Origin of the sequence: Vibrio pelagius (assembly GCF_024347575.1) — a bacterium.
In the GTDB taxonomy this organism is placed as follows: Bacteria; Pseudomonadota; Gammaproteobacteria; order Enterobacterales; family Vibrionaceae; genus Vibrio; species Vibrio pelagius.
This window is the reverse complement of the sequence record NZ_AP025503.1, coordinates 1444578-1470937: the sequence shown is the minus strand read 5'-3', so window position 1 is coordinate 1470937 and position 26360 is coordinate 1444578. Positions and strand designations below refer to the sequence as shown.

13 protein-coding genes are annotated in these 26360 nt (G+C 44.4%); 6 read left to right on the top strand and 7 right to left on the bottom strand.

Translation table 11 applies throughout. From position 1 onward, the window contains the following. Positions 1–10: 10 nt before the first annotated feature. From vsple_RS06390 to vsple_RS06365, 6 genes are all read right to left on the bottom strand, one after another. The gene (locus vsple_RS06390) at positions 11–2734 is read right to left on the bottom strand and encodes a glycoside hydrolase family 3 protein (protein WP_261883015.1); all 2724 of its coding nucleotides are present in this window, start codon (positions 2732–2734) and stop codon (positions 11–13) included. Between the two features lie 196 nt (positions 2735–2930). Continuing rightward, the gene (locus tag vsple_RS06385) at positions 2931–3527 is read right to left on the bottom strand and encodes a LysE/ArgO family amino acid transporter (protein WP_261883014.1); all 597 of its coding nucleotides are present in this window, start codon (positions 3525–3527) and stop codon (positions 2931–2933) included. Then, entirely contained in the window at positions 3524–3988 is a 465-nt protein-coding gene (locus vsple_RS06380; protein ID WP_261883013.1) for a GNAT family N-acetyltransferase, read from the bottom strand. The genes vsple_RS06385 and vsple_RS06380 overlap by 4 nt, the downstream gene beginning before the upstream one ends. Before the next feature lie 408 nt (positions 3989–4396). Further along, positions 4397–6460 carry a TonB-dependent receptor domain-containing protein gene (locus vsple_RS06375; RefSeq protein WP_420833791.1) on the bottom strand — a complete coding sequence of 688 codons (2064 nt, stop codon included), beginning with the start codon at positions 6458–6460 and terminating at the stop codon, positions 4397–4399. Positions 6461–6601: 141 nt separating this feature from the next. After that, a complete protein-coding gene (locus vsple_RS06370; protein WP_261883011.1) occupies positions 6602–7522 on the bottom strand; it encodes a LysR family transcriptional regulator in 921 nt (306 codons plus the stop codon). Positions 7523–7747: 225 nt separating this feature from the next. Next, the gene (locus tag vsple_RS06365) at positions 7748–13900 is read right to left on the bottom strand and encodes a tandem-95 repeat protein (protein WP_261883010.1); all 6153 of its coding nucleotides are present in this window, start codon (positions 13898–13900) and stop codon (positions 7748–7750) included. A gap of 336 nt (positions 13901–14236) precedes the next feature. Between vsple_RS06365 and vsple_RS06360 the strand changes: the two genes are divergently transcribed. The 6 genes from vsple_RS06360 (at position 14237) to vsple_RS06335 (ending at position 24706) form a co-directional block, all read left to right on the top strand. Further along, positions 14237–15562, top strand: a complete 1326-nt coding sequence (locus vsple_RS06360) for an HlyD family type I secretion periplasmic adaptor subunit (RefSeq protein ID WP_261883009.1) — start codon at positions 14237–14239, stop codon at positions 15560–15562. A gap of 5 nt (positions 15563–15567) precedes the next feature. Next, the gene (locus tag vsple_RS06355; RefSeq protein ID WP_261883008.1) at positions 15568–17787 is read left to right on the top strand and encodes a response regulator; all 2220 of its coding nucleotides are present in this window, start codon (positions 15568–15570) and stop codon (positions 17785–17787) included. Next, complete coding sequence (locus vsple_RS06350) at positions 17787–19181, top strand: TolC family protein (protein ID WP_261883007.1); 1395 nt, start codon at positions 17787–17789, stop codon at positions 19179–19181. The genes vsple_RS06355 and vsple_RS06350 overlap by 1 nt, the downstream gene beginning before the upstream one ends. Next, positions 19181–20734, top strand: a complete 1554-nt coding sequence (locus tag vsple_RS06345) for an ABC transporter transmembrane domain-containing protein (protein WP_261883006.1) — start codon at positions 19181–19183, stop codon at positions 20732–20734. Before vsple_RS06350 ends, vsple_RS06345 begins: the two co-directional genes overlap by 1 nt. 1 nt (position 20735) lies before the next feature. Next, entirely contained in the window at positions 20736–22889 is a 2154-nt protein-coding gene (locus vsple_RS06340; RefSeq protein WP_261883005.1) for an ATP-binding cassette domain-containing protein, read from the top strand. Positions 22890–23146: 257 nt separating this feature from the next. Further along, complete coding sequence (locus tag vsple_RS06335) at positions 23147–24706, top strand: EAL domain-containing protein (RefSeq protein WP_261883004.1); 1560 nt, start codon at positions 23147–23149, stop codon at positions 24704–24706. Between the two features lie 193 nt (positions 24707–24899). On the opposite strand, the gene gnd is transcribed toward vsple_RS06335, so the two are convergent. Continuing rightward, positions 24900–26348, bottom strand: a complete 1449-nt coding sequence (gene gnd, locus vsple_RS06330) for a decarboxylating NADP(+)-dependent phosphogluconate dehydrogenase (RefSeq protein WP_261883003.1) — start codon at positions 26346–26348, stop codon at positions 24900–24902. Between the last annotated feature and the right edge of the window lie 12 nt (positions 26349–26360).

The following is a 26360-nucleotide window of genomic DNA, read 5'->3' as shown; positions in this document are numbered from 1 at the left end:
CTACTCTTTCTTACTTAATCTTGTTAAACAAACCGCATGACAAGTACAGTGCTCGTTTGTCATCAACTTGCTGACTCTCAGGTACGTAACGAACTTCACCTATATCAAAATCGAACGGTTCATCGGAGTAAAGAAGCAACGGAGTATTCAAATCGGAAAAATCTAAACCATTCTCAGCCAAGCAACTCAAAGGCACTTTAACGGTTAACCAAGGCTTATCACTGTTTGCCAACGCTTGTGAGAGCTCTTTCTCAATTGACGCGATTGCACCACATGGGTAAACGCAATGACTCGCGAGTTTTAAAGACTTAGGGACTGAGCCATAAACCGCAATGTCTAACTCCAAGTCTGCGCCTGCAAATAAATAATCCGTCAGATCAACGCCTTTCTTATCCGGTGTTTGCAAGTAAAATTGCATCGGTAACGATTGTCCTAGACTGACTGAGAGTGCGTCTTGTTGGTGTTTGTAGTTGATTGGTGTGGTGTGCGCGGTACCAATTTGTGTCACTTTAGAACGGGATATAAACGTACCCTTCCACTGCGTCACCTGACCACTCACTTTAGGCACAAACTGCTCACTGGCCAGTCGTCCAAAAATCTCCAAATTATGGATCGCTTTGGTTTTTTGGAGCTCTTTACCACAGCCAAGTCTCTCTTTATCTGACTCTATTTCACTCAAATGCTGTGGCGTTTGGTAACTCAAGCCGTAACCATAGTCAAACAACGGTGGACTCTCTTCTGGAGAACGCTCATTTTCTGGTATCACATAGTTTGCAATACGGAATTCAAAACGGCTCACATTGCTCACACACTTATCACGTGGCCAACTAAACGACAATCGCCCTGTAAAATCTTTGCCATTCACACCAAACAACACATCGGTGATGCCCATCGCTTCGGTTCCTGGTAGCCAAGCTGCCACGAACGCATCAGACAAATTGAGTTCCGGCGTGGTGTATAGAGGTCTGCCAGAGAAAAACAGAGTAACGATCTCAAAACCTTGTTGCTTTAGTTGCTCCAGTAAACGTAAATCGCGCTTATAACTGGTTTTAAGCTCTGAGTAAGCGATGCTTTGATGTTCCTTGATGTCACCAAACATCTCCGCATAAGGATCTTCACCCATTACGACAATAACAATGGCATCCATCGGCGCGGTCTCTGGGTCGGTAAACACTCTTTTCTCGCCAACTTGCTCAACGAAAGCCTCAAGGACAGTTTCACCGTTTCTATAGTCAGAGCGTCTATTTTCATTGCCCTGCCAAGTTAACGTCCAGCCCCCGCTCTGCTTTTGCAGATCATTTGAAGCACTGCCGACAACAAGATAAGTTTGGTTATTTGAGTTGAGCGGTAAAATTTGATTGTTGTTTTTGAGCAATACCAAGGATTCGCTGACTGCTTGCCTTGCCACCAGCCGATGTTTGTCTGCACCAAGTAAAGATTCATCACCCGCATAGAGTCGATAGGAAGGTCTCGGTTTAAACCATAGCCCTGCTCTCATTTTCACTCGCAGTATTCGAGTCACTGCATCATCGATTCGAGACATTGGAATTTCGCCACTTCGCACCTGCTTTATGACGTTGCGATAAAAACCTTTCCAATCTTTATTGTCTGTCACCATAAACAAGTCATTACCTGCCAGAACAGCTTGCGGACAGTTGGCATTGGTACACCCTTTTACCTCACCATGCCCATTCCAATCGGTCACCACGATACCGTCAAAGCCTAGTTTGCCTTTAAGTACATCCGTGACAAGGTAACGACTACCATGTAGTTTACCACTGTGGTTTGAAGAGTCGATATTTCCATTTTCTTCAACTTGCTGCCAAGAGTTAAACGACGTCATAACCACTTGTGCACCAGCCTCTATAGCGGAGAAATAGCCTAGTGCATGGAGGTTACGCAGTTGGTCTTCTGTGGAGTGGTTGATTCCTCGATCTACACCATTGTTAGTCCCACCATCACCGAGCCAATGCTTCACGGTGGCGATCACTTTGGACTCGGTTTGCAGTTGTTGTTGATTACCTTGTAGCCCTTCCACGATCGCAGGCGCGTAGTGATAAGTAATGTCTGGAGACTCTGAATAGCCTTCGTAGACTCTTCCCCAACGGTAATCTCTTGGCACAGCCACCGTAGGAGCAAAAGTTAAGTCAATGCCGGTCGCAGCGACTTCTATTGCCGTTACTTCACCAATCTGTCGAAGTAAGTCTGGATTGTTCGCCGCGCCAAGACCAATATTGTGCGGGAACAGTGTCGCTCCATAAACATTGTTGTGCCCATGAACAGCATCGGTTGCCCACATAAATGGGATTCGGAACCCTCGGCCGGCATAGGCTTCGTCCAACGCAAGCCAATAGCTGTCCGCTTGTTTCGCCCACTCTTGCGCCGGTGCGTATTTATCTTCATTCGGCCAGCCACCACCACCGTTAAGTACTGAGCCGATCTTATATTGCTTAGCTTCTGCCGGCGTCACTTGTCGATATTCAGGCATGATCATTTGCCCGACTTTCTCACCCAGTGTCATCCGACTTAAGATATCTGCGATACGAGCTTCAATCTGAGGATCTTTTACAATCGCACTCTCTAGTGATGGCCATTCTGAATAATAGGGAGTGGTAACCCTCTGTTCTTCGTTTACTACATTTACTTCAATCGGAAGGTCCGCAATCGCGCAAGGAGCAGTAACTAAGCTTACAGCAACGCCTCCTAACAAAGCCTTATAATTGTGTAATATCACTTTGTAATTCCTAGCTAATTGACGATATTCAATAGCTTAAGTGTAGAACAAAAAACAAAACCATAGACATCAATAGGCATATCAATATTAGCAACCTAGTAGGTATTCAGATAATCGAAGAAGTTCAGTGTATTGATACAAAAAGCCCACTGTTCATAAGATTCAGTGGGCTCTGTGATTTAGCGTTTAAGGGCTATTAGATAATTAGGCTGATTGCAATGGTTGCCATCATAACACCAACTATAAACTCTAGTATTTTCCATGACTTAGGGCGACTGAATAGTGGAGAGAGAAATCTCGCCCCAAACCCCAATGAAAAGAAGAACACGAATGAAGCAGTGATCGCTCCAATGGCAAATTGCATCTCATTCGGTTGGTACTGGGTGGAGATAGACCCAAGCAATACGACCGTGTCTAAATACACATGTGGGTTCAACCAAGTAAATGCCAAACATACCGACACCACTTTAAGCAAAGAGCCTTTGGTTTGAAAATGGGTTTCAAGCGCGTGGTTTTCGGTAAATGCAGAACGAAAACTCAATATTGAATACACCGCCAAAAACAGCGCACCACCAAATCGAGCGATCTGTTCTATTTGTGGAAACTTCTCAACAATTGCACCAAAACCTGCCACACCAAAACTGATCAACAGTGCGTCTGACACAGCGCAGACTAAACAGACAATGAAGACATGCTGATTTTTCAAACCTTGCTTCAGTACAAAAGCATTTTGGGAGCCAATCGCTAAAATCAGAGACAAGCCAAGAGAGAAGCCTGATAAATACGTGGTCATGCTGATTGAATGTCTATCGTCATAAAGTGACTATGAGGATCGAGCTTGTAGTCCGCAAAGGGTTCACAATAACGAAAGCCAAATTTCTCGTAGAGGTTACGAGCTGGTTTAAAGTACTCTTCAGAACCAGTCTCTAAACTCAGTGTTTGATATTGACGAGAAGAGGAAACCTCGAGTACATGCTGCAGCAATTTGCTGGCAACCCCGCCCTTTCGTGCATGACGAGATGTTCGCATCGATTTAAGCTCTGCGTGCTGTGGCTCAAGCTCTTTGATTGCTACACAACCAAGTAAAACACCAGCCTTCCATGCACTGAAAAACGTAATGTCTGAGGATTTTAGTGCACCGACATCAAGAGCGTGAACGCTTTCAGGTGGTGAAGTCGCGTACATGTCGGCTAAGTGTTCCTCGAGTAGCGCTATGACATCGCCGCCCGACAAATCATCCTTTCTGATTTCCATTGAATCCATTCCTTTGTATTACTGAGTTTCTAATGCTGCCTTTATATTAACTGTCTTCTTATTGATGAACAGAAAACTAGCTTCAGAGCATAACTGAACCCTTATTTATAGTTCAAGCTCGAAGGTAAACCTTTCAGAGCAGCGACTTACCAATCAATAGCAAAACTATTTACTCGTCTCGATAAATCCTTTTTGTTTATCTTTCTCAAGTACGTTCCTTACGATGCGCCACTTCTCCAACATTATCCACATCATTACAGGTCAAGACGCCTTGGGATCAGTACTCAGGTAACGCTATCATCACTTGTGTCAAAAAAGCCGCCCACTAAAGCCAAAAACATTTTCTTATGAGACGAAAAAACGCAGGCCATTTTGACCTGCGTTTTTATTGGAAGGTAACTTTAGATCTTAGAAGTCTGCCGTCATGCCAACGTAGTAAGTACGCGGTTCTTCAACATAACCCATATTCTCAAGTTCTTGAGAAACTGCTTCATCAGTTAAGTTAGTGATACCAGCTCGAATGCGAACCGAGTCATTGACGTTGTATACAGTACCGATATTCAGCGTGGTGTAAGCGTCTTGAGTCAAATCCGTTTCAATCTGGCGTTCGCCACGATATCTCGCACTTACGAATGCGGTGAGGTCGTACGTTGGGTTCCAATTCAGTTTCACCAAACCAGAATGCTTGTAACGTTCCAACAACTGCTCGCCTGTTGATTTGTCTTCTGTGTCTAGGTACGTGTAGTTACCTGATACATCCCACTGCTCTGAAATCTGGAAGCCGCCGGCCAATTCAACACCTTGGATCACCGCTTCAGATACATTGACATAAGTGCGAGTACCGTTACCGACGAAATTGCCACCATTATCAACACAACCGACACCGTTACCGCCCCAAATTGCGTCTGTTTGACACTCTGTGTCACCACGGTCGATCAGGTCTTGGATTTCATTTCGGAACAACGCGCCTTCAATGTTCCAACGCGGTTGGGTATAAAGTGCCGCTAATTCATAGTTCCAGCTCGTTTCTGGGCTTAAATCTTCATTGCCGACAATGTCACACCAGCCTTTACAACTCACAACTGTATAACCTGAGTGATTCTGCGTCAGTGTTGGCGCTTTAAACGCTTTACCTACACCACCTTTGATGACGAGGTCATCTGTCGTTTGATGAACTAAATACACACGGGGGCTGAACTCTTCACCATATTTCTCGTGTTTGTCTAAACGACCACCCAAGGTTGCCGTCAGCTGCTCAGTAACGTTCCATTGATCTTGAATGAATAGAGCGCCTTGATACGCCTCCGCAGGAGCTCCCGTTACATTTTCTTCGTTTGTTAGCTCACTCAACTGGTAATCCACACCCACCGTCAGAATATGGCTATCACCGAGATAGCTTGTCGCCGACGCTTCAAAGATCTGTGTTAGCTCTTCAACATCACGTGTTGAATTACCGACATCTGCTGAGTTTTTATCAATCACGTTCTCTCTAGAGTAGCGAACTTTGGTGTCACCCCAGCTCCAGTAACCATTGTGTGTGATCGCTTGGCTATTACGTTTTACATTAGAATTTGAAACGTTCAAGCCTGTCGCATGCTCTGCCGCAGTATCACGTTCGTCATCGCTGTAACCGAGATCTAAATCGATAGTCTGGTTATCAGTGGCATGCCATGTCAATGTAGCAAGCAAACTCAGTGTATCGCGCCCTTCTAAAGCAGTGACATCTTCGCGATCGTGTCCTGCGTTGTGAGTACCAGAATAAGGCTGCCACGCATCACGGCTGGTTTGGTTTATGGAGAAACGAGCAAACAACTCATCTTCAATCAAGGCACCTGATGTCGTCAGCCCTACAGAATGCTCTTGACCACCATTGCCATCCATTGGCGATGATGTATCCATACTCAATGTCGAGCTCCAATCATTCTCAGGCGCTTTGGTGATTATGTTAATCGTACCGCCCATACCATCGGAGCCATACAGTGCCGACATTGGACCGCGAATGATCTCAACGCGCTCAATCGAATCTGCTGGGATGGTTGAAAGATCGAAATCATTACCACGAATGATTGCACTTGCAGAACTGAGACGTCGACCATTTACCATGATCAAAGTGTAGTCTGAATCCATACCGCGAATTGAGATCATCTGACGGCCTGCACGCGTACTATCGAAATCGGACTCAACACTGGTGGAATCCGCCACAATATCCGCCAACGTGATACCCGGATTATTCTCAATATCTTCTGCCGTGATCACCGACATAGATGCTGGCGCTTGTTTGAGCGAAGTTTCTGTACGAGTTGCGGTGATAACCATCTGCTCGTCAGTTTTTACTGGCGCTTCATTGGCAAAAGAAGTTGATGAAATAGCAGAACAGACAAAGGCTACTGCAATGGCTAGAGGCTTAGGAGAAAAAAGAGAACGATCTGTCATAATATGATGTCTTTGGTTGCAAATGATAATGGTTTTCATTAGACATTTGGTTACCATTTACATCAATGAAAGTTTCATCCCCTTTGGTTATTCTGACTATTTATATTTTAAATAAAGATTTCTTTTCATATTCAATAAATTTATTGGTTGGCGTATGTGTATTAATTATCATTATGACACTTAACTGTATAACTCTTTGAAAGTACGTCGGATCCATTGACACATAGGATCATTATGAAAACGCTTATGCCAATATAGGTAAACATCTTCTGACGGATGACGAAGTGCTTTTGGAACTCTTTTACAAACGAGATTACGCTGCGTGGCGGCTTGTTGTGCAAAAGGAGTCGGAAGATGAAAAACGATATCTGTCGTTTCGGCAATGTCAGGCGCGGCATTGAAATTAGAGAGTTGGACAGGAATCGATAACTTACGTTGCTTATCAATTAAACCAAGTTCTTTGAAACGACTTTCAATCGACAGCTTTTTATCGCCTTGAAGCGAGATCTGCCCTAGTTGGCAATTTAAAAGGTCATCAACCGTGATCTCTTTCTCTGCCAATGGGTGATCTTTACTCATCAACAAGCGATAATCGCGACTGGTCACAAAGGTGCGATACAAGTTCTGCTCTGAGCTAGACGGCTCATGAGTCGAGAGAACAAAATGTACGTCTCCTGAGATCAAACTCTCGAAGTGGCGTTTAGGAATTGAGTCGATGTCAACAATCATGTTCGGAGCCTGGCGACGAACCTCCGCCATCACTTTGGGCATCAAATGAGTAATCTGAGGTACCAAACCAAAGAATCGAACAGTCGCATCGCTATCACTTGGCTCAAACACATCTCCTGCTACAAGCTTCTCTAATCGCCCTAATACCGATGTTAAGTCTTGTTTAATCGACTCAGCTTTTGGTGTTAGCTCATACCCATAAGTCCCACGAACCAACAGATCATCATTGAAAACCGTACGAAGCTTTTGCAGCGATCGACTGATTGTTGGTTGGCTCATATCTAGCGCCAATGCGGTATTGGATACATGCTTTTCTTCTAACAGGTGCTTAAGGATGACTAATAGATTAAGGTCGACTTGAGCCAGATTCATAAAATAGATACTTAGATACAGGAAATTCAGTTTTAGAATAATGCAGCTTACTCTTTATGAACACAATGGCATTACCCACTTGTTATCTAGGTAAAATGTAACAGTTTGTAGCAAAGACAACGGTTACGGAAAACGACAAGAACATAAAAATACACACGCTCTAAAAATAGAACAGCCGCACTGTAAGTACGGCTGTGATTGAGGTGATTTTAGTGTGTTATGTTGTTAGTCGCTCAACATCGACAAATCATCATCCACTGAGTTTTCGTTGCTTTGGTTATCGTAGCTAGAGCTGTCATCCATTACATCGACGCCCATATCGGTGTTGTCTTGCGTAGTCCAATCACCTTGCGAACTGTCATCGCCAGACATTGGATTTACCGCTCTATCGGCACTGGTTCCCTGCATTTCGTAACTTTCATCAATGTGTATAGACACTTTCGCTTCTGCACCTTCTACAGGCACATCGTTAACATCCATGCCCACCATTTCTAGTTCAATCTCTCCTTCAAATAACCCGCTCACTTTGAGTGCTATTGATGAATCGAGATTGCTCACGCTGTAGCCGCCCTCACCATCTGAAACACCTTGGTTAGGTTCAACTCCATCAGGTAGCCCAGTGATTAGCAGATGATCTACCTCTCCATTTCCGGTGATGTTGGTAGGAATATCAACGTCGAATGTATCTCCCGGAGCCACAGTATAATCTGGCTCTTGGTTTGAGCTTGTTTGAGGTGCAGACTCCCTCATTGCCATCGCATCCACAGGTTGTGGCTCATCAAGTGGGTCTTGGTTTAACAATGTCACTCGGTGCTGACTACCTTCTGAGGTAGTAAAATCGATATCAATGTCACCTTGGTAGTTCGGGTCTCCCCAGAAGCTCCACGTCCCATTGTTATTATCGATAAGCGTACCACCATCGCCAGTGTATGAAACCTCACTGATGGTAATGGTTTCATCAATATTTGGCACCAACTCAAGCAAATCTTCACTTTCGATCAGCGCATAGCTTTCATCACCAAGAACGAACGGAGAAGGCTGTGAATCACCTCGGCCTAACTCTGTTGTTACCTCATAATCAGCAGGATCTTCAACTTCATCCAATGAAACCACGGCTAGCGTCACAGAGAACTCACCGTTGTAGTTTTCTGGAGGTGTCATGGTCAGTGTATCAAGGTCCCATTTACCAATATCAATCGCCTGATTTTCTTCAGTAATCACCACTGTATTCGAACCATCACTCACGGTAAACCCAACAGGATAACCTGTCATTGTTACGCTGGTCATGATTTCTGACGTATCAAGCTGCTCGATATCAATACCGAAGTGGGCTGTCGTATCCTCTTTGAAAACCAGTGGTCCATCAAAACTTGTGGTAATTGCCACACCATCAGCAACCGGACGAATGTAAACATTCATATCCATACTGGCTTCAGTGTTACCGTCAGTAACAACCACTTGAAGACCCGTAGTGCCCGCAAAGTCTTCGGTTGGCGTAAACGTCCAAGTTCCATTACCGTTGTCGACAACCGTGCCTTCCGCCTCTTCACCTGTTGCGGTAACGACGCGAGATACAGTCAACGAACTATCTACGTCACCAAATAGGTCAATCAAGTCAGAACTGTTGAAGGTAATGGCTCCATCTTCATCCACAGCTAAGTGCGCATTTCCACTTTGGAACGGGGCGTCATCTACCGCCATTATATTGAGGTTTACAGTGCCCTCTGTGGTCGCTTCACCATCACTGACCTCATAAGCAAGATCAATAGCGCCATTATAATTTTCCGGAACTACAACTTGGTAAAGGCCGTCTTGAGTAGGGGTAATTGATGCTTGGATTGGCGTTCTGACAGACAAACTCTCTAGCGTGAACTCGCTGTCATCCACGTCAGTGACTTTTGAGAGAATGAAAGCAGGATCAATGATAATAACTTGATCCTCTACACCTTCCATTGAGAGAGTTGGGGCATTTGGTGCATCATTGACCGCTTCCACATTAAACGTCAAATCTGTGGTCGTGGTCGAGGTGTCACCATTCGAGCTTTCCACCGACGTCGCAGACAACTGCAAGCTGACTTCACCGTTAAAGTCTTGAGGCGGTGTAAACTGCAGATTATCTAAATTCCAGCCCACTACATCGACACTGTTGCTTTCCGCAGTCGCGTCAAACGTATTAACACCATCAGTTAAAGTGCTCCCTTCTGGCAAAGCATCCAAAACTATAGACTGCATACTTTCCGAACCGTCGAGATCGGTAAGCATTGTACTGATATCAATACGGATATCATTATCTTCTGTCGCTACTTCAGTCACTCGAATGTTGTCTAACAATCCTCCTAGGCTGTTGTCATCAGGCGCGTTAAACTCAAGTCGCGGATTATCAGTTGTCGCTGTTAGCTCGTAGTTGTAAGTGTGCCACCCCACGGTATCTTGGCTGATGGTATCAATAAGCTCACCATCAAAATAGAGCTCAATATCCGAATCATCTTCCCAGTTGCGTCTTGCTGAATAGTCAAAGGTAAGGGTGACGGTTTCTCCGGCTTGAAGGTCAAGATTTTGGTAGAGATTAGATTCATCACCTCTATGAACTTCTAACTCGATGACGTTACCACGGTCGCTATCACTGATGCCGGTATAAACTTGTTCGCCACGAATCTCCAAGCCGCCATGAGCATTGTCCGTGTTCCACTCTGCAAGGGGATCGCTAGTATCAAAATCCGTATCAACCATCGCACCCAAACTGGCTGAAACATTAGGTGCGTCAGCGACCGCTTCCACGTCTAAATTGAGTAACGCAGGTACGGTATGTGTCCCATCCGTGACATCATAAGTCACCTCAATATTGCCACTGTAGTTTTCTAGTGGGGTCACAGTAAACGAGCCGTCTGGATTTGTGATCACAGAGCCAACCGCAGGGTCGACTGAAACATTCAATGCCGTCAGGTCATCGCCATTGATGTCTGTTGCATTCGCCAGAAGGTCATCTTGAGTAAACGTAATAGCATTGTCTTCACTGACCGAGTCAGACAACGGCGTTACTTGCGGTGCATACTCGTTAGCATCAATATGTAAGATTTGGCTTGCTATCGCTGAGTCCTGATTCGAGCCCTCCGTTGAGGTCGCTTGAATCACGAGATCGATATCGTCGCTAAAGCCTTCTGGCACTTCCAATGACAATGTTTGGTCCAATATGACAGAAGGGATAATGACAGGCTCCCCTTCTGATACTAAGATTTCGCCGCTATAGATCGCTTGGTTGGTTTCTCCCAAATCAATCGAGAAAGAGAAATCATCATAGTCGCGGTCCCCACCGCCATAAAGATCTTCAATTCCATAGATTAATTCACCGTCGTCGTTCATCGTGACGCGGGTATGTTCTACACCATCTTGGTTAAGGTTTGTGCTGGAGCCACCATGGAATACTGCATCACCATTTTGACCACGAATGACACTTTCTGTCCCATCTTCAGCGATGTAGATTAATTGCGGATCATTCGAGGTGATACTTGCTGGAGAGCCATCCTCATTTCTAAAGACAAATTCACCGCCTTCCAGTGATTCAAAATCGTTGTAGCGACCACCATTCGGAATGACGAATAGGTTGAAGCTTTGACCTTCTTCAAGTTCGAACGAGAAAGAAGATTCTCCCGGTATTAAAGAGCCACCAGCGCCTTGTTGTGAGGCGTCGCTATACACCATATTCACATTGGTGATGGAGCCATCCTCTTCCACCACATAGTAACCAACCGAGTTCTTGTAACCTGCATTCTCACCTTCAAAAGTCACCGTCACAGTAGAGTCAGTAAAACTGGTCAAGCCGTTCGATTGATCATTAAGAATCGCATCGCTGTCGTAACGAATGACACTACCATCAGGCGCGCCATTAACCGTAACACTGAGTGTTTCAGAACCGTCTTGATCGACCAAAGAGGCATCAATATCAAATTCGACGATATTCTGATTATCGCGAACCACTTCACCATCTAGGTTGTCAGAACTCGGTGTAACATTGAGATTAGGAGCATCTGCCACGGCTTCAACATTGAGTTGCAGCTCGTTGCTGACTGTATCAATACCGTCAGTCACCTCATAGGTGATGGATATAGCACCGTTAAAGTGCTCAGTTGGCTCTATGGTAAAGGTTCCATCTTGGTTATCCGTAAGTACCCCATTCCCATCAATATTCAGGTTCAGCGCTGTTAAAGCGTCTCCGTCCAGTTCCGTAACATTAGACAGAAGTTGTGCTTGCGTCAGTGTAATTAAACCATCTTCATCAACCTGATCCGTCAACACGCCATCGACAACTGGCGCATCTTGTTGAGGGATAACATCCACAGACACCGTCGCCGTATCAAACGAACCATTGCCATCTGTTACTGTATATTCAAATTGAGCTTCACCGAAGTAGTTGGGTGCTGGTGTGAAGGTAATCGCGCCGTTTTCACCTAGCACCACTTCGCCTTGGCTATCATCGACCATGCTCACTTCGACTATCGATAACAAGTCACCATCGGCGTCGGTGTCATTGGCTAGCAGGTCGCTGACATTCAGGACAAGCACACCATCTTCCAATACCTGAATAGGTGTCGTGGTAATGGTGTTATCAACATCTATCAATTGTTCAGTAACATCGATGGGTTGGTTAGCGGTATCGTAGTTTAGGTCTAAGGTTGTAGCACTTGTCACCTCACTGCCATCACCTTGAATAGTGACCAGTTGCAACTCTTCTGTAAGGGTGCGCGATACCGTCATATTCTGCACAACATATGTACCGGTTCCGCCAGTGGTACCAAGTTCGAAGTGATGCACGGGCTGATCCGTTGTGAAGACATACTGATCTTGGAACTCACCTGATTCTCTATATCCACCTTGAGAATCAATGACATTACCCTCTGCGTCGTAGGCAGTGATAATGACTTCCGTCGCGTTGCTGTGCGATTCATCAAACCAACCGCCGAGCCCATCGAGCTGGAAGGTAATTTGATTCACATCCTCACCATCAATCGTGACAACGAGCGTGTCGTTGTGAGACAAACCATTATTCGATTGATCGCCAATCCCCGCACCCACTGACGTTCCTGCACCATTCCAAGCGGTCAAGTCACCGCCTGTCACTTGAGTCGTTATTGTGACGTCGTCTTGCGTAAATACAGCCGTATCACCATTAACCACTCCCCAGTCAGACGCTTGTGCTGTTCCATCGAAGACATTCGTACTGGTATCGTTGTCGAAGCTCCCTACTTTGATATCAATCGTCGCTGACTCGACGGCATCGACATCTGGCACAAATTGAAGTTCAGTATCCGCAGAGTATATTTCACCGACGACGATATTTTCCCATACGTCATCTTCATTAAGGTATTGTAGGACGCCATTTTCAGGCTCAGCATCTAGGCGAATACTTGGCTCTGCCGCACCAAGCTCTGAGTCATCATTAGCTATGACCGGATCATTAACAGAAACTACGTGAAGATTGGCGGTGGTTTGAGCGGTAGCGCCCTCATTGTCTTCAATGACAACATCAAACACGACATCACCATGAAAGTTCTCATTTGGCGTGAAGCTAAACGATCCATCAGGGTTTTCTACTAGCTCGCCATCATCACCAGAATATTCGACAGACTGGAGGCTCACAGGCCCTTCCACATCGGTAGAGTTAGAAAGCAAATCATCCGCCGTGAAATTTAACACGCCATCTTCATTGATTTCATGGTTAGTCGGCGCCGCATCAGGGAGATCGTTCACCGCTTCGACATTCACATCAAAGGATAAGGTGTCGGTTGTCGTATCGCTGTGTTCAAGCTCGTCAGAATAGATGGATCGTTCAGGAGTGACATTGACATCAAAGCTCTGAGTATCCTGCTTGGTGTCACTCACCTCATTTGGGTTGATGGAGCGGCTACCGCTAGAAACCTCGCCATCTTGCACTTGAGACGCGACTGACTGTTGAGCAGGTTGCCCTGCATCATCACGGCCAGAGGGCGTATTTCCACCGACCTGTTGGGCACCGACACTCGGTTGCGCACCACCGCTTTGCTCTGGGGGTTGCTCGTTTTCTTGAGTTCCCTCTTGCACTTGAGAAAGCGTTGCGCCATCTTCAGTTTGAAGCCCCTCTTCGGTAACAGCTTGTTCTCCTTGCTCTCCACCCTCTTTTTGTTGCTCGGCCGTCGCTTGTTCGCCGCCTTCTGACTTCTGCTCGCTGTTTTCTTCTAGCGGTGCAACCGAGTCAGAACCCGTGGCGACTGTGTTTGCAGCCGTCGATTGCTGATTATTTTGATTGCCGGGATGAGATGACGAAGCAGGCGACTTGTCATCTGTCTTAACTTGCTCAACTGCATCATTCAATTCGTTGTTTTCTGGGTTCTGACCAACTGGCATACGCACTCCTTGTCAATGACTTGTCTGACTCTAATTATCTTTTATGCTATACGTAGCATAGGATACAAAGCACATAAAACAAGTTGATCAAAGTCGTATTGAACAAAAAGATGATCCGACGCTTATTCTGTTTAATACATATTAAAAATTAACAAGTTAGACGTTCTTTTTAACGAAACTGTACTACAGTAAAAATAAAACAAGACTGAGTTGCATATGGAGCACCTAGTCGAACAACAAAAATACAACGTCACTAAACTCGCTTAATGCCTTATACAACCCGCTATGTTGCGGAATTGCAGACCATTCAATGCGAAGGGCAAGGATGACTGACTTATGAATGAATTAGATAAAATCATCGAGCGCTCAATCAACCAAGAGCATCAATCAACGCTCGATGTGTCCAACTCCCAAGACCGAGTTACAGTAAACAAAGTCTTTGTCATTATTGCTGTTTTTATATTGGGCATTGTGGTCTGGGCAACCCAAGCCACTATTGATATTACCGTATCGACAAGAGGCGAAGTTTTACTCGATTCAGACGTTGAAAAAGTACAGCATTTAGAAGGCGGTATTCTAGAAGAGCTCTATGTGTCTCCTGGGGATCTTGTTTACAAAGGTCAAAAGATCGCCACATTAACTTCTCAAGACCGAGTGTCTGAATTGCAGTCCACTCGATATGAAATATCTCAGCTTCAAGTAGAAAAACTCAAATACCAAGCGCTCATCAACAACACAAAACCGGATTTTTCGCGCTATGCAAACTACCCTGCTTTAGTTGAAACGCAAACCCTCTCATGGACTGAAGAGAACAATCGAAACCAATCCAATGATGAGCTGTTCTTGCACGACATTCAGCATAAAAAAGGGTTAATCGAGTCAATGAAACGCCGCGTAGCATCATCAAAGCAACAGTTAGCAGTGATTAACCAACAACTAAAAATCAAAGATCAACTCTATAAAGAAGAGATGGCATCGCATATCGATGTGCTCAACATGAAGGTACAGCACCTAAACATGTTACGTGAAATAGAAAATCTCAATGAAGGCATCTTAAACGAAAAGTTCCAACTCACCCGGCTTGAAAAACAGTTAAGTGATAACCAAAAAAATCGCAGGACCGACTACTACGCCAAACTAACGGAGGTGAACAACAACCTTGAGATCAAACAGACGCAACTCCCATCATTAACCGACAAAGTGGAAAGGCTATTAGTATTCTCTCCTGTCGATGGCAAAGTCGATAAAATCAACTTTAATTACCAATCAGCTGTGATTCCTCCTGGTGATAGCATTGCCGATATCACACCACTCAACAATGAGATGCACGCAGAGGTGAAAATCCCGCGTAAAGACGTTGGCTTCATCGAAAAAGGACAGGAGGTCAAACTCAAATTCGATACTTATAACTTTGCTAAGTACGGCATCTTATCCGGCAACATCGAATCCATATCCCGCAGCTCTTACGAAGAGAAAGAGCAAGAGTATTACATCGCCAAAATTAAGATTACCGAGAATTACCTAACGCGTAATCAAATCCAATATTACATTGCTCCTTATATGGAGTTTACTGCAGACATTAAAACCGGTAGCCGAAAAGTGATCGATTACGCCTTGAAGCCGATCATGACCGCGCTCGACGAATCATTTGATGAGAGGTAGCGGCCATGAGTCAGTCAAATAGATACACTCACAAACTAAGTCACATACTGTTTATTGTGATCGTTGCCATTTTGGGTACGAGTACGGTTTATACCGTTCAGACCATCTACAGTAACAATGAACGGAGCAGCGCTCAGTCGCTAATGTTTGGTAAATCTCATGAGGTACTCAGCGATATCTCAACACTGAACTCAACGTTAGACCTATGTAGCAACAATATTGAAAACTGTGAACAAGAGCAAGTTAACCTACTGATTACCAAACTTCAGGGCGAACTATCAGAGTTGCAACAACTGATCTCTGAAGAGAAATCACTAGCCCTTTTAACTGGGGTTATGGGGTTCGACTTATTAGAGCTTCACTTCCAAAAATACCAAGAGACAGGTGACTTAAACCAACTAAGCCTTTCGCTGCGTGTAGCATCCGAAAAAAGCATCAATACGGTGAAAAGCTTTATCAATAACTACCACAACCAAGCTGCACAAACCTCTCACCTACAGCTGTACACCATCGCTAGTTTCAATCTAGTGCTCTTTTTAGCGCTGTTTGTTTATTTCACCCAAAATAGTCGACTCTTAAGTCGAACCCGAGCACAAAAAGATCAAGCGCATGCTACCTTCAAACAGATATCGAGCAATCTAAAAAGCATCGATCACGAGGCAGTAAAAGCGCGAATATCAAGTGTCGAAACCTCGAGCATTGAAAAGAACATCTACGCCAAGTTGCTGTCAAGTTATGAGCAGTTAGAGGAACAAAAGTCACAGACCGACCTTTATCAACGCCTTTACAACCTACTCGGTTATGAGGTGCGCGGTATCACCAACACCATTCAAGGTGGTATTAAATTATTGGTTAAAGACAGTGATGAAAACGGTGCGCTGCTGGCTAAAGAGATCATCTCTGCTACATGGACGTTAGAAAACCTCGCAGACAACTTTAACCGCCTATCGAACGTAGATGCACTCAATGATGACAAGAGCATCGATTTCTATGACTTAATCAGCGAATTGATTGTTCTTACTGCCACCAAATCAAAGCAACAATCCAAAACGCTCGAATGCTTCGTTGACAATGCTATCCCAGCCCAACTTTACGGCAGTCAAACTGGGTTGTTCTGGATATTGTTGCTCCAGATTTCCAACAAAATCGCGACGCCTACGCACTCCAATGCACTACTTCATGTTGGGTGTAGTAGCTCATCACAAGTCGATAAACTGCGAATTACGCTGTCGCTCTATTTTTATCGTAACGCCTATACCCAAATAGAGCAGCTAGACAAACTCAACTGGGGTGATGCGGTAACTAAAGACATCACCAATGTCGAACTAGCCAACAACCTGCTTACTGGGGTTAAAAACTACTCCGCGATAACAGAAACATTAGACGAAGCTGAAAAGATGGTGATTAACTTTGATGTCAATGCCTCTCAGTACGCACCTCTGACCAACCGCTTGGAAGGACGTACGATCCTGTTATGCGGTATTGATAGCTTACAGCTCGATATATTGAGACAGACCTTCGTTAATGAAGGCGCTAATGTTGTTTTAGCAAGCACCGCAAACGACATCTTTAAGATGATGAAGGATTTAAAACCTCACGACGGTATATTCTTAACTGACCACATTAAGGGGATCACTCTCGACTCCTTCTGTAAAACGCTGAAAGCACGATTAGCGGCAAAAGAGATCAAACTGATGCTCTCTATGTCGAGTTCAGCCGATCTAGACGATACCTACAACCACGTTGATTATGTGTTCTACCACCCGTTCACCCCTATCGACTTCATCGACAACATTGTTAAGACATTGGACAGTGAAAGTGAGAAAGAGAGCCAGTCTGATAAGCAGTTCTTGATTGTTGAGGATGATAGAGTACAACAGATCATTCTTAACAAAATTCTCTCTAATTTTGACTTCCAGTGCCAAGGGGTCGACGACGGAGCCAAAGCCGTCGCGCTTATCAAAGAGCAACAGTTCGATATCATCTTTATGGACTGCATTATGCCAAACATGGACGGTATCGAAGCAACCACTCATATTCGCCAATACGAGCGTGATAACCACTTACCACCCACCACCATTATCGGTGCTACAGCGTTAACCAGTAATAAAGAACACAAACGCTGTGTTGATGCAGGCATGGATTACGTCATCAGTAAGCCATACAAGAATGATGAGATTTACTCAGTCATCAAGAAATACATGGCGATCAGGAAGGTGGGTTAATGAAATCAGCGTTTGATTCAAGAAGGTATAAAAAGCCGACCTTAGGTTTACCCTTAATCGGTTTAATCACGCTTGTAAGTAGTATCGACTCCCATGCTGGTGAGCTGTCTGTCGTGATCAATGGAGCGATTGAAAATAACTACAGTATCATCAACTCAAGATATGACATTCAAAGTACTGAGTTTGATAAAGACATCAGTTCCGCCTTTTTCTATCCAACTATCAATGCCAACGCCAATACCACATGGAACGAATCCGACGTACGTGCCTTACAGCCAAGTAACCAAAACTACAACAGCAATGGTTATACGCTGTCACTGTCTCAAACCTTGCTCGATGTGTCGCGCTACAACACTTACCGCGAATCTGAGCTAGATGTTCAGATCAGCAAACTGCAACACGACAAACTGGTTAACGATACAGTGGTTGAAGTTGTCGATAACTACTTTTCTTATTTAAAGTTTCATGCCCAAAGAAAAGCGACCGATGCTCAGTATCGTTCGTCGGTATCTCGTCTAAAGCAGGTAACTCGTAATAATGAGCTAGGTAATCTACCTAAGACCGATGTTTACGAAACTCAAGCGAGAAAGAACACCACCAGCAAACAGATTTCAGATATTAACAAACAGATAAACTTGTCGTTGAATCAGTTGCAATCAACGTCACAGACTCAAGTCGTTCCCTCTTTTGACCTAGCGCTCAACAATCAATATCTGCCCATCTCAGATTCAGAAAAAGCGCAACTTAAGGGGAGACTGGTTGAAGCGAATTTCGACATTGCAATTGCAAAGTCACTATTGGATAAGTCAAAACGCACTCTGAGCAAGTCGCGTTCTGACTTCTATCCAACTCTTCAAGCTTCTGCCAATTACGAGTACGAAGACAGTAACCGTGACAACTCTAAAACCGACACCACAACCTACAGCTTAACCGTCAATTTGCCGATTTTTGAAGGCGGTAGCGACTATTACGAATATCAAAAAAACAAGGGCCGCATTCAGCAGTTCTCAGCCCAATATGACCAAGCGTTGAATGACGCGCAGTTTGCTCTCGACGATACAGTGCTAACCATTAATGCCAATATCGAAGCCATGTCCTACCTACGTGCGGCTGTAATCGCAAACTATCGCGTTTACCAAGGCAATAAGAAAGCTTATCGACTCGGAACGAAAACGTTAACCGACCTGCTCAACTCTGAATCTGACCTTTTTGATAGCATCCGCGAGTACTATACCAATCAGTATGACTACGTCATTAATGTAACCAAACTGAGAGCACTATTTGGAGCGATAGACCTAGAAGAGCTCAACCGTATTTCTGAGCGGATGATACCTATCGAGGACACTTTTGACTTATCGATCATCGACAGCTTGTCTGCGCAAGGAGAAGGATAATGGACAAACTAAATTACCTTCCTAAACTGAGTGCAAGCGACACTGGTTTTTTGGTGATTTCTAGCATACTGACCACAATACTCGGATTGGTACTGCCGTTTTCGATACTGATCATTTTTGACCGAATCATTCCAAATGAATCCAGTTCCTCTCTCTATTTCATCTTCGCGATTATCCTTGTCGCAATCATGCTCGACTATAAGATCAAAAATATTGAAGAGTCGATGGTATCAAGAATTGGCAACCGATTTGAACAATCTACGACCAATCAGATATTCAATGCGATATGTCACTCAGACGCGGCTCAATTTAAAAAGCTGGATACTGGGTCTTACTTGGAAAGGCTCACTACCATTCTCGGGCTTCGCTCCTACTACAGTGGTGAGCTAATCGGTGCAGTCATCAACGCATTTACTTGTCTTGTTACTCTGCTGATCATTGCGGTTATCAACCCGCCAGCGGGTCTTATCCTGCTGATCAGTGCCGTTTTTCTGCTGGCTACAGCTCTCCACTTATCAAATAGTAAAGTCGCTTTGATGCAGAAAAAATCCGATATCGATGGCACCACCAACTCAAATATCATCGATATCATATCCAACCCGCTCGATATCAAAGGTCGTTCGATGGAGTATCGACTAGAAAACCTTATGAATACCATGATCAAAGAGCGAGAGTACTACACTAGCGAATTTGAAAAACAAGAATCAAAGTTCAGCCTAACCTTAACCTTAATTCAGCAACTGGCTGTCATTTTAACTGTGGTAACCAGTGCCGTTGCGGTGATTAACCTCGATATCAGCCAAGGGGTGATGGCAGCTATCATCCTTCTGACCAATCGCTTTTTTGGCCCCTACCAACAAACCATGCGAGCCATTAGCCAATGGAAGGTTAACAAGAGCTATATCAAGAGATTGAATGAAATCATAGAGATAGCCACTGAGCACACACCCAACCAATTGGTGGGTATGCCGCCAAAATCTGTCAGCTACCAAGGTCAGGAGCATTATCAGTTTCAAGCCAATAAAATTACTGTTCTTTCAGGTCAGTCTGGTTCCGGTAAGTCTTCTATTTTACGAGGTCTAAGCCAGCATTCTGACAGGACAACGATGGAAGGAAAACTCGACGACAATGTCATCGATAACATTATCATGGTCAATAAACACAGCACTTTTGTTGATGGCACGATCATCGATAATATCACCTGCTTTCGACCTGAGCTGCACAAAGCTGCCTACTCTTTATGCGAAACGTTAGGGATCAAAGGAGATATCGACGACCTTAAGCAAGGCTTTTATACCGAGATCACTACCACAGGCATCAAGCCATTCTCACGCAAGGTTAACTTTGCACTGCTTATTGTCCGTGCGCTACTCAGCAACAAGAAGATCGTACTCATCGATGACTTCGACCTCTCATATGAAGTCGACTTTTCAGCTAGTTTGCTCTCTTGCTTACGTCCAAGGATCAACTCTTATTTATTCGTCATCGCTAGTAACAAGATAAAACACAAAGATCGTAACATAGAACACATCAAAGCTCGCGAGGTGGCTTAGCATGGATACATTGATTGCTTTTGACGAGATAAAGGCGCGGCTACTGCACTTTCGTGAAGGCCACCTATCGACACGTTATGCTGAGAACCCACTATTACTCGGTTTAAGTTACACACTGGTCGCTCTTCAATGGGAAGGCACTGCTGAGCTTCTATCAGATACGTTTATCAGCGACAAAGACCACTTTAAAGCCTTTGATGCGACACTTTCACGACTTGGATATCAATGTCTACACCAAAAGATCACCCATCATAGACAGCTAGAAACACTCAGTTGCCCAGCGTTTATATCCATTAATCGCCAGAACTACATTTTACTGGGTGTCGAAAAAGAGGTACTGCATCTATACGACTACGAAAATGATATCCCTATTGAGAGTCCTCTGCCGGCAAAATTTAAGGCTCGTGTTTGTGCCATATCAAGCTACTCACGGATCTTTCGAGAGCCGCCTCCTGAATCCCAAGACAAACGTAATTGGGTAAAACACATTTTCTATGAACACAGTGCTGAGTTCAAAAGTCTCGCCCTATTGAGTCTTTTCATCACCCTATTTGGAACCATACAACCGTTCTTCATTATGGGCGTTTATACCTTTGCGTTAACCGCAGATTCAACCTCAACCTTGTATTGGCTAGCCTCTGGTGCAATTGCCGTCGCTCTTATGGAGCACTACTTGAAGCGACAGAGAATGAGTATTCTCAATACATCAGGACAGGAGCTTGCCCATTATATCTCTTACCATGTCATCTCTAAATTATTGTGGCTGCCCTACGCGATGACTTCCAGTGCCACCACCTCTTCACAGTTAGCACGATTGAAAGACATCGACCAATTTAGACAGCTAGTGACAGCAGAGTCGAGCCTAAGCTACTTCGATCTGCCCTTTATTTTTATCTTTCTGGTTGCGATTTTTGTTATGTCTGGCAGTGCTGCGATTACCGTTCTAATTGGTATTGCGATAATGGTGGTGTTTTGTATTTATGCCCGCTACATCTACCTACAAGCGACGTCACGAAGTTCTCGTGCCAATGCGATGGTCTCTTATCAATGGAACGAACTATTAAATAATGTTGGCTCAATACAAAAGCTTCCGCTGCTGTCCGTCGTCAAATCCCGCTTCAACGCTGCACTAACCCAACGTTTGAAAGACTCCCATAAAGTATCAATCACCAACTCTAAAATTCAACAACTCGGCAGTAGCCTGATTCAAGTAATAGGTACCGCCAGCATCGTCACTGCGGTATCTGCAGTGATGGCCGGAGAAGCCAATCCAGGTGCAATGCTTGCGATCATCATTCTAGTTTGGAAGACACTAACGCCCATCATGGGGATCTACAATTCACTCGCAAAAATCGACACGATTAAAGCTTCCTCTTCTCAAATCAATGCTTTAATGTCGCTTGACGATGACAGGAATAAAATGGAGAAAAGCCCGCCCATACAAGAATTAGGTGGTCGCGTTAACATCAAGGGGTTGTCTCACCGTTATCCAGGAGTTGGAGGTGGCTTAACCAACCTATCTATTGGGATCACTCCAGGGCAAAAAGTGGCGGTATGCGCACCGTCTGGTGCCGGTAAAACCACCTTAATGAATATACTTGCAGGGATAGAGACCCGTTTTCAGGGCCAACTGCTGTACGACGGCTATAACGTAGCTCAGTTCAACAACTTCAGACTGAGAAGCAGCCTGACCTATATCCCATTTAATATGCACCTTTACCCGTCTACTGTTCACGCTAACTACACGGTATATAACGGATATGTACAAGAGGAAACCATTGACGAAATGCTCAACTTCTTTGATCTGCTTCCTTATTTACCTCAAGGCAAGGACACCCTATTAACGACCGATTTCCTTGACCGACTTCCTGATGGCGTCTATCGAAAACTGGTACTGGCAATCGGTCTGGGAGACTGTCACAAAAAGATTCTCATTCTCGATGAACCCTTCGTTGGCGCCGAAAATGAAAACAGTCGTTATATAACGCTGTTGTTTAAAGAGAGATTAGCGTACAGCACGGTAATCTTTACTACCACTAGCAAAGCCATGGTTGCCGTTTCAGACCGATGTCTGCTGTTAGAAAAAGATGGTTCACAGAAGTTTTTCGGAACGCCTGATAAAGTACTGCAGGCCGCCCCTTCAATGATTAACTAACTCTGATAAAGGTTGCATCAGGAAATAAAAACTGAAAAACGAAAATAACGAATACTCATTATTCAGAATTGCGCAATAGTAAAACAACTAAGCGACAGCGAGCTTTAAATCTGTAAAGCGCCAACCGTCATTGTTCAGTGATAACCCTTAAAGTTATGGTTTTATTCACATTATTGATAGATCATACTGTTTCAATTGGTTTTGATTTTATAAATTAAAATACATAATCAACCCGCCGCTTAAGCGCCCATTAGAATATGACCAACAATTACATAAGCATTGCCAAGACTTCACTCCATTTTATTGCATCTTTTTGTTTTTCTATGGCTTTGCTCCTTCCCATTACTCCATTTCACTACAAAGACGTGAGTGAAAAGTCGATGGTAATCGCAGAAACAAAGTTGGATGAGATAAAGGCAAAGTTCGATTCTTTTCTAACGACACAAAATGCCAATCTTCCGTGTAAAGCCTTTGTACGAGAGCTTAGACAAACGGTATTTGACACGGACTGGGTGAAAGAGGCAGCGATATATAATAATCAAGACTACTTTTATTGTTCAACAACCGAAGGTGACGTTTGGTTTCCTCTGTATCAGACCATCAGCCGTCGAATAAACAAAGACCCAAACTTAACGACACTCTCCTATACCAATTCTGCGATTTCCCAGTCCAAAGCCATAATGCTGATCTTCAAAGATCAAGTGAGTCAAGAAGGTGCTAGCCTATTGATTCCACCTCACTACATTTCAGACATAGTTGAAGACCACCTTTCCCAATATGGATTAAATTCAAAAGTTGAGGTGATACACCGAGATATTTCTGAGCTAGAGCCAGTCTCATACATTAAAACTCTAAAAATAGAGTCTGACACCTACCCGTTAACCGTCATATCTTATGCAGGCTATGGCTATTACCTCAATTTCTTTCTCAAATACTCTTGGTTTGGCTTTCTTGGTGCTGGTATCGCGACTATCATTGCATTGAACATCAAACATAAAAGGCAGGGACAAAGGGGATTGGAGTATTCACTGTCTAACGCCCTGAAAAACAAACACTTACATGTTCACCTTCAGCCTATCGTTGACCAGCGCACTTCCCAAGTTGTCGGTTGCGAGTCACTGCTACGATGGAACGATCCCATCGAAGGCAGCGTTTCGCCCGCGATTTTCATTCCCCTCGCGGAGAGTCTTGGGTTAATCGAAGATCTCACCTACTTTGTGCTTGAGCAGGTGTTAAGCACCCTAAAAGCAAATGGAGCGCTCTTTGAGAATAGATACATCAGCGTCAATATCAGTCGCAATGTTATCTCTAATCCAGATTTCGCAGACCGTACTCTAAGAATGTTCCGTAAGAATCCGGATGTGTTGAACAAAATTGTCTTTGAGGTTACCGAAGACGGTGAGTGCCTTGAAAAAGACATGGTCACCATCAGAACAAATCTAAACAAACTGGCAGAGGTTGGTGTAGAGATCGCGATAGATGACTTCGGTACAGGCTACGCAGGATTGGACTTTGTTCGTCAATTCCCTTTTAGTGTTCTTAAAATTGACCGAGTGTTTGTTAAAAATATCTCAGATTCAACAAGCTTAGGGGTCCCTATTCTTGAGTCGATGCTTCAATTGGCCGACTCGCTTGGAATGGCGGTTATCGTTGAAGGGGTAGAGAACGAATCACAAGTCAATACGCTAAAAGGTCTGGGGGTAACCTACATCCAAGGTTTCTACTACTACAAACCAATGCCAAAGGAACTCGCCCTAGAGATATTAAAACAGCAAGACCTGATTCGATATGAAGGGTTTAAGTTGCTCCCTTCATGAAGAATAACCAGACACAGTGTTGGTAACGTGAGGACAACGCACTTTCTCAAAAAACAGTCAATAAAAAATAGAAAATAAAAAAGAGGCCTTGTCACAATGTAACAAGGCCTCTAACAAAACGCTAAACCCATATTTTGCTATTAAGCACTATGCCAGTTAGCAGTCTTTTTCAATTTAAAACAACTAATTACGATTATACGTCGTAAGTTGTTGAAGCAGTGTCACCGCCCGTACCAGTCCAGTTAGTGTGGAAGAACTCACCACGTGGACGGTCTGTACGCTCGTAAGTGTGAGCACCGAAGTAGTCACGTTGAGCTTGAAGCAGGTTCGCTGGTAGACGAGCAGTTGTGTAGCCGTCTAGGAAAGATAGCGCAGAAATCGTACATGGCATTGGGATACCAGACTCTAGAGATTTCGCTGCTACTTTACGCCATGCCGCTAGGCTGCCTTGTAGGATGTTCTTGAAGTACTCATCAGAACCTAGGAACGCGATGTCTGGGTTTGCTTCGTACGCATCACGGATGTTGCCTAGGAATGCAGAACGGATGATACAACCACCACGCCACATTAGTGCTACGTTACCGTAGTTTAGGTCCCAGCCGTTCTCGTTAGACGCTTCGCGCATTAGCATGAAGCCTTGAGCGTAAGAGATGATCTTAGAAGCCAGTAGAGCTTGACGTAGTGCATCAACCCACTCTTGCTTGTCGCCTTCAACTGGGGTGATTGTCTTACCGAATAGAGATTCAGCTTCAACACGTTGATCTTTAAGCGCAGATAGACAACGCGAGAATACAGACTCAGAGATAAGCGTTAGAGGAATGCCTAGGTCTAGTGCGTTGATACCAGTCCATTTACCAGTACCTTTCTGACCAGCTGTATCTAGAATCTTCTCAACTAGAGGCTCACCGTCTTCATCTTTGTAGCCAAGGATGTCAGCAGTGATTTCAACAAGGTAGCTGTCTAGCTCAGTCTTGTTCCAATCAGCGAATACTGCTTGCATCTCGTCTGCAGACATACCAAGACCATCTTTCATGAACTGGTAAGCTTCAGTGATAAGCTGCATGTCGCCGTATTCGATACCGTTGTGTACCATCTTAACGAAGTGACCAGCACCGTCGTTACCAACCCAGTCACAACAAGGCTCGCCAGCGTCAGTTTTTGCAGAGATACCTTGGAAGATTGGCTTAACCGCTTCCCAAGCTTCAGCTGCGCCGCCTGGCATGATTGAAGGACCGAAACGTGCACCTTCTTCACCACCAGATACACCAGTACCGATGAAGTGAATGCCTTTTTCACGACAGTGAGCAACACGACGGTTTGTGTCTGGGTAGTTAGTGTTACCACCGTCAATGATGATGTCGCCTTCGTCTAGAAGTGGAATTAGGTTTTCGATAAAAGTATCAACAACTGCACCAGCACGAACCATTAGCATCACTTTACGTGGTGCTTCTAGCTTCTCAACAAGCTCTTCTAGAGAGTAAGCACCAACGATGTTTGTACCTTTCGCTGGACCTTCTAGGAACTCGTCTACTTTCGCAGCAGTACGGTTGTGAGCAACAACTTTAAAGCCGTTGTCATTCATGTTTAGGATAAGGTTTTGACCCATTACTGCTAGGCCAATTACACCGATATCACCTTTCATTATTTATATCTC

Coding starts and splice junctions, on each gene's coding strand:
- vsple_RS06385 (WP_261883014.1), bottom strand. CDS start 3,527: ATGACCACGTATTTATCAGGCTTCTCTCTTGGCTTGTCTCTGATTTTA.
- vsple_RS06380 (WP_261883013.1), bottom strand. CDS start 3,988: ATGGAAATCAGAAAGGATGATTTGTCGGGCGGCGATGTCATAGCGCTA.
- vsple_RS06375 (WP_420833791.1), bottom strand. CDS start 6,460: ATGAAAACCATTATCATTTGCAACCAAAGACATCATATTATGACAGAT.
- vsple_RS06370 (WP_261883011.1), bottom strand. CDS start 7,522: ATGAATCTGGCTCAAGTCGACCTTAATCTATTAGTCATCCTTAAGCAC.
- vsple_RS06365 (WP_261883010.1), bottom strand. CDS start 13,900: ATGCCAGTTGGTCAGAACCCAGAAAACAACGAATTGAATGATGCAGTT.
- vsple_RS06360 (WP_261883009.1), top strand. CDS start 14,237: ATGAATGAATTAGATAAAATCATCGAGCGCTCAATCAACCAAGAGCAT.
- vsple_RS06355 (WP_261883008.1), top strand. CDS start 15,568: ATGAGTCAGTCAAATAGATACACTCACAAACTAAGTCACATACTGTTT.
- vsple_RS06350 (WP_261883007.1), top strand. CDS start 17,787: ATGAAATCAGCGTTTGATTCAAGAAGGTATAAAAAGCCGACCTTAGGT.
- vsple_RS06345 (WP_261883006.1), top strand. CDS start 19,181: ATGGACAAACTAAATTACCTTCCTAAACTGAGTGCAAGCGACACTGGT.
- vsple_RS06340 (WP_261883005.1), top strand. CDS start 20,736: ATGGATACATTGATTGCTTTTGACGAGATAAAGGCGCGGCTACTGCAC.
- vsple_RS06335 (WP_261883004.1), top strand. CDS start 23,147: ATGACCAACAATTACATAAGCATTGCCAAGACTTCACTCCATTTTATT.
- gnd (WP_261883003.1), bottom strand. CDS start 26,348: ATGAAAGGTGATATCGGTGTAATTGGCCTAGCAGTAATGGGTCAAAAC.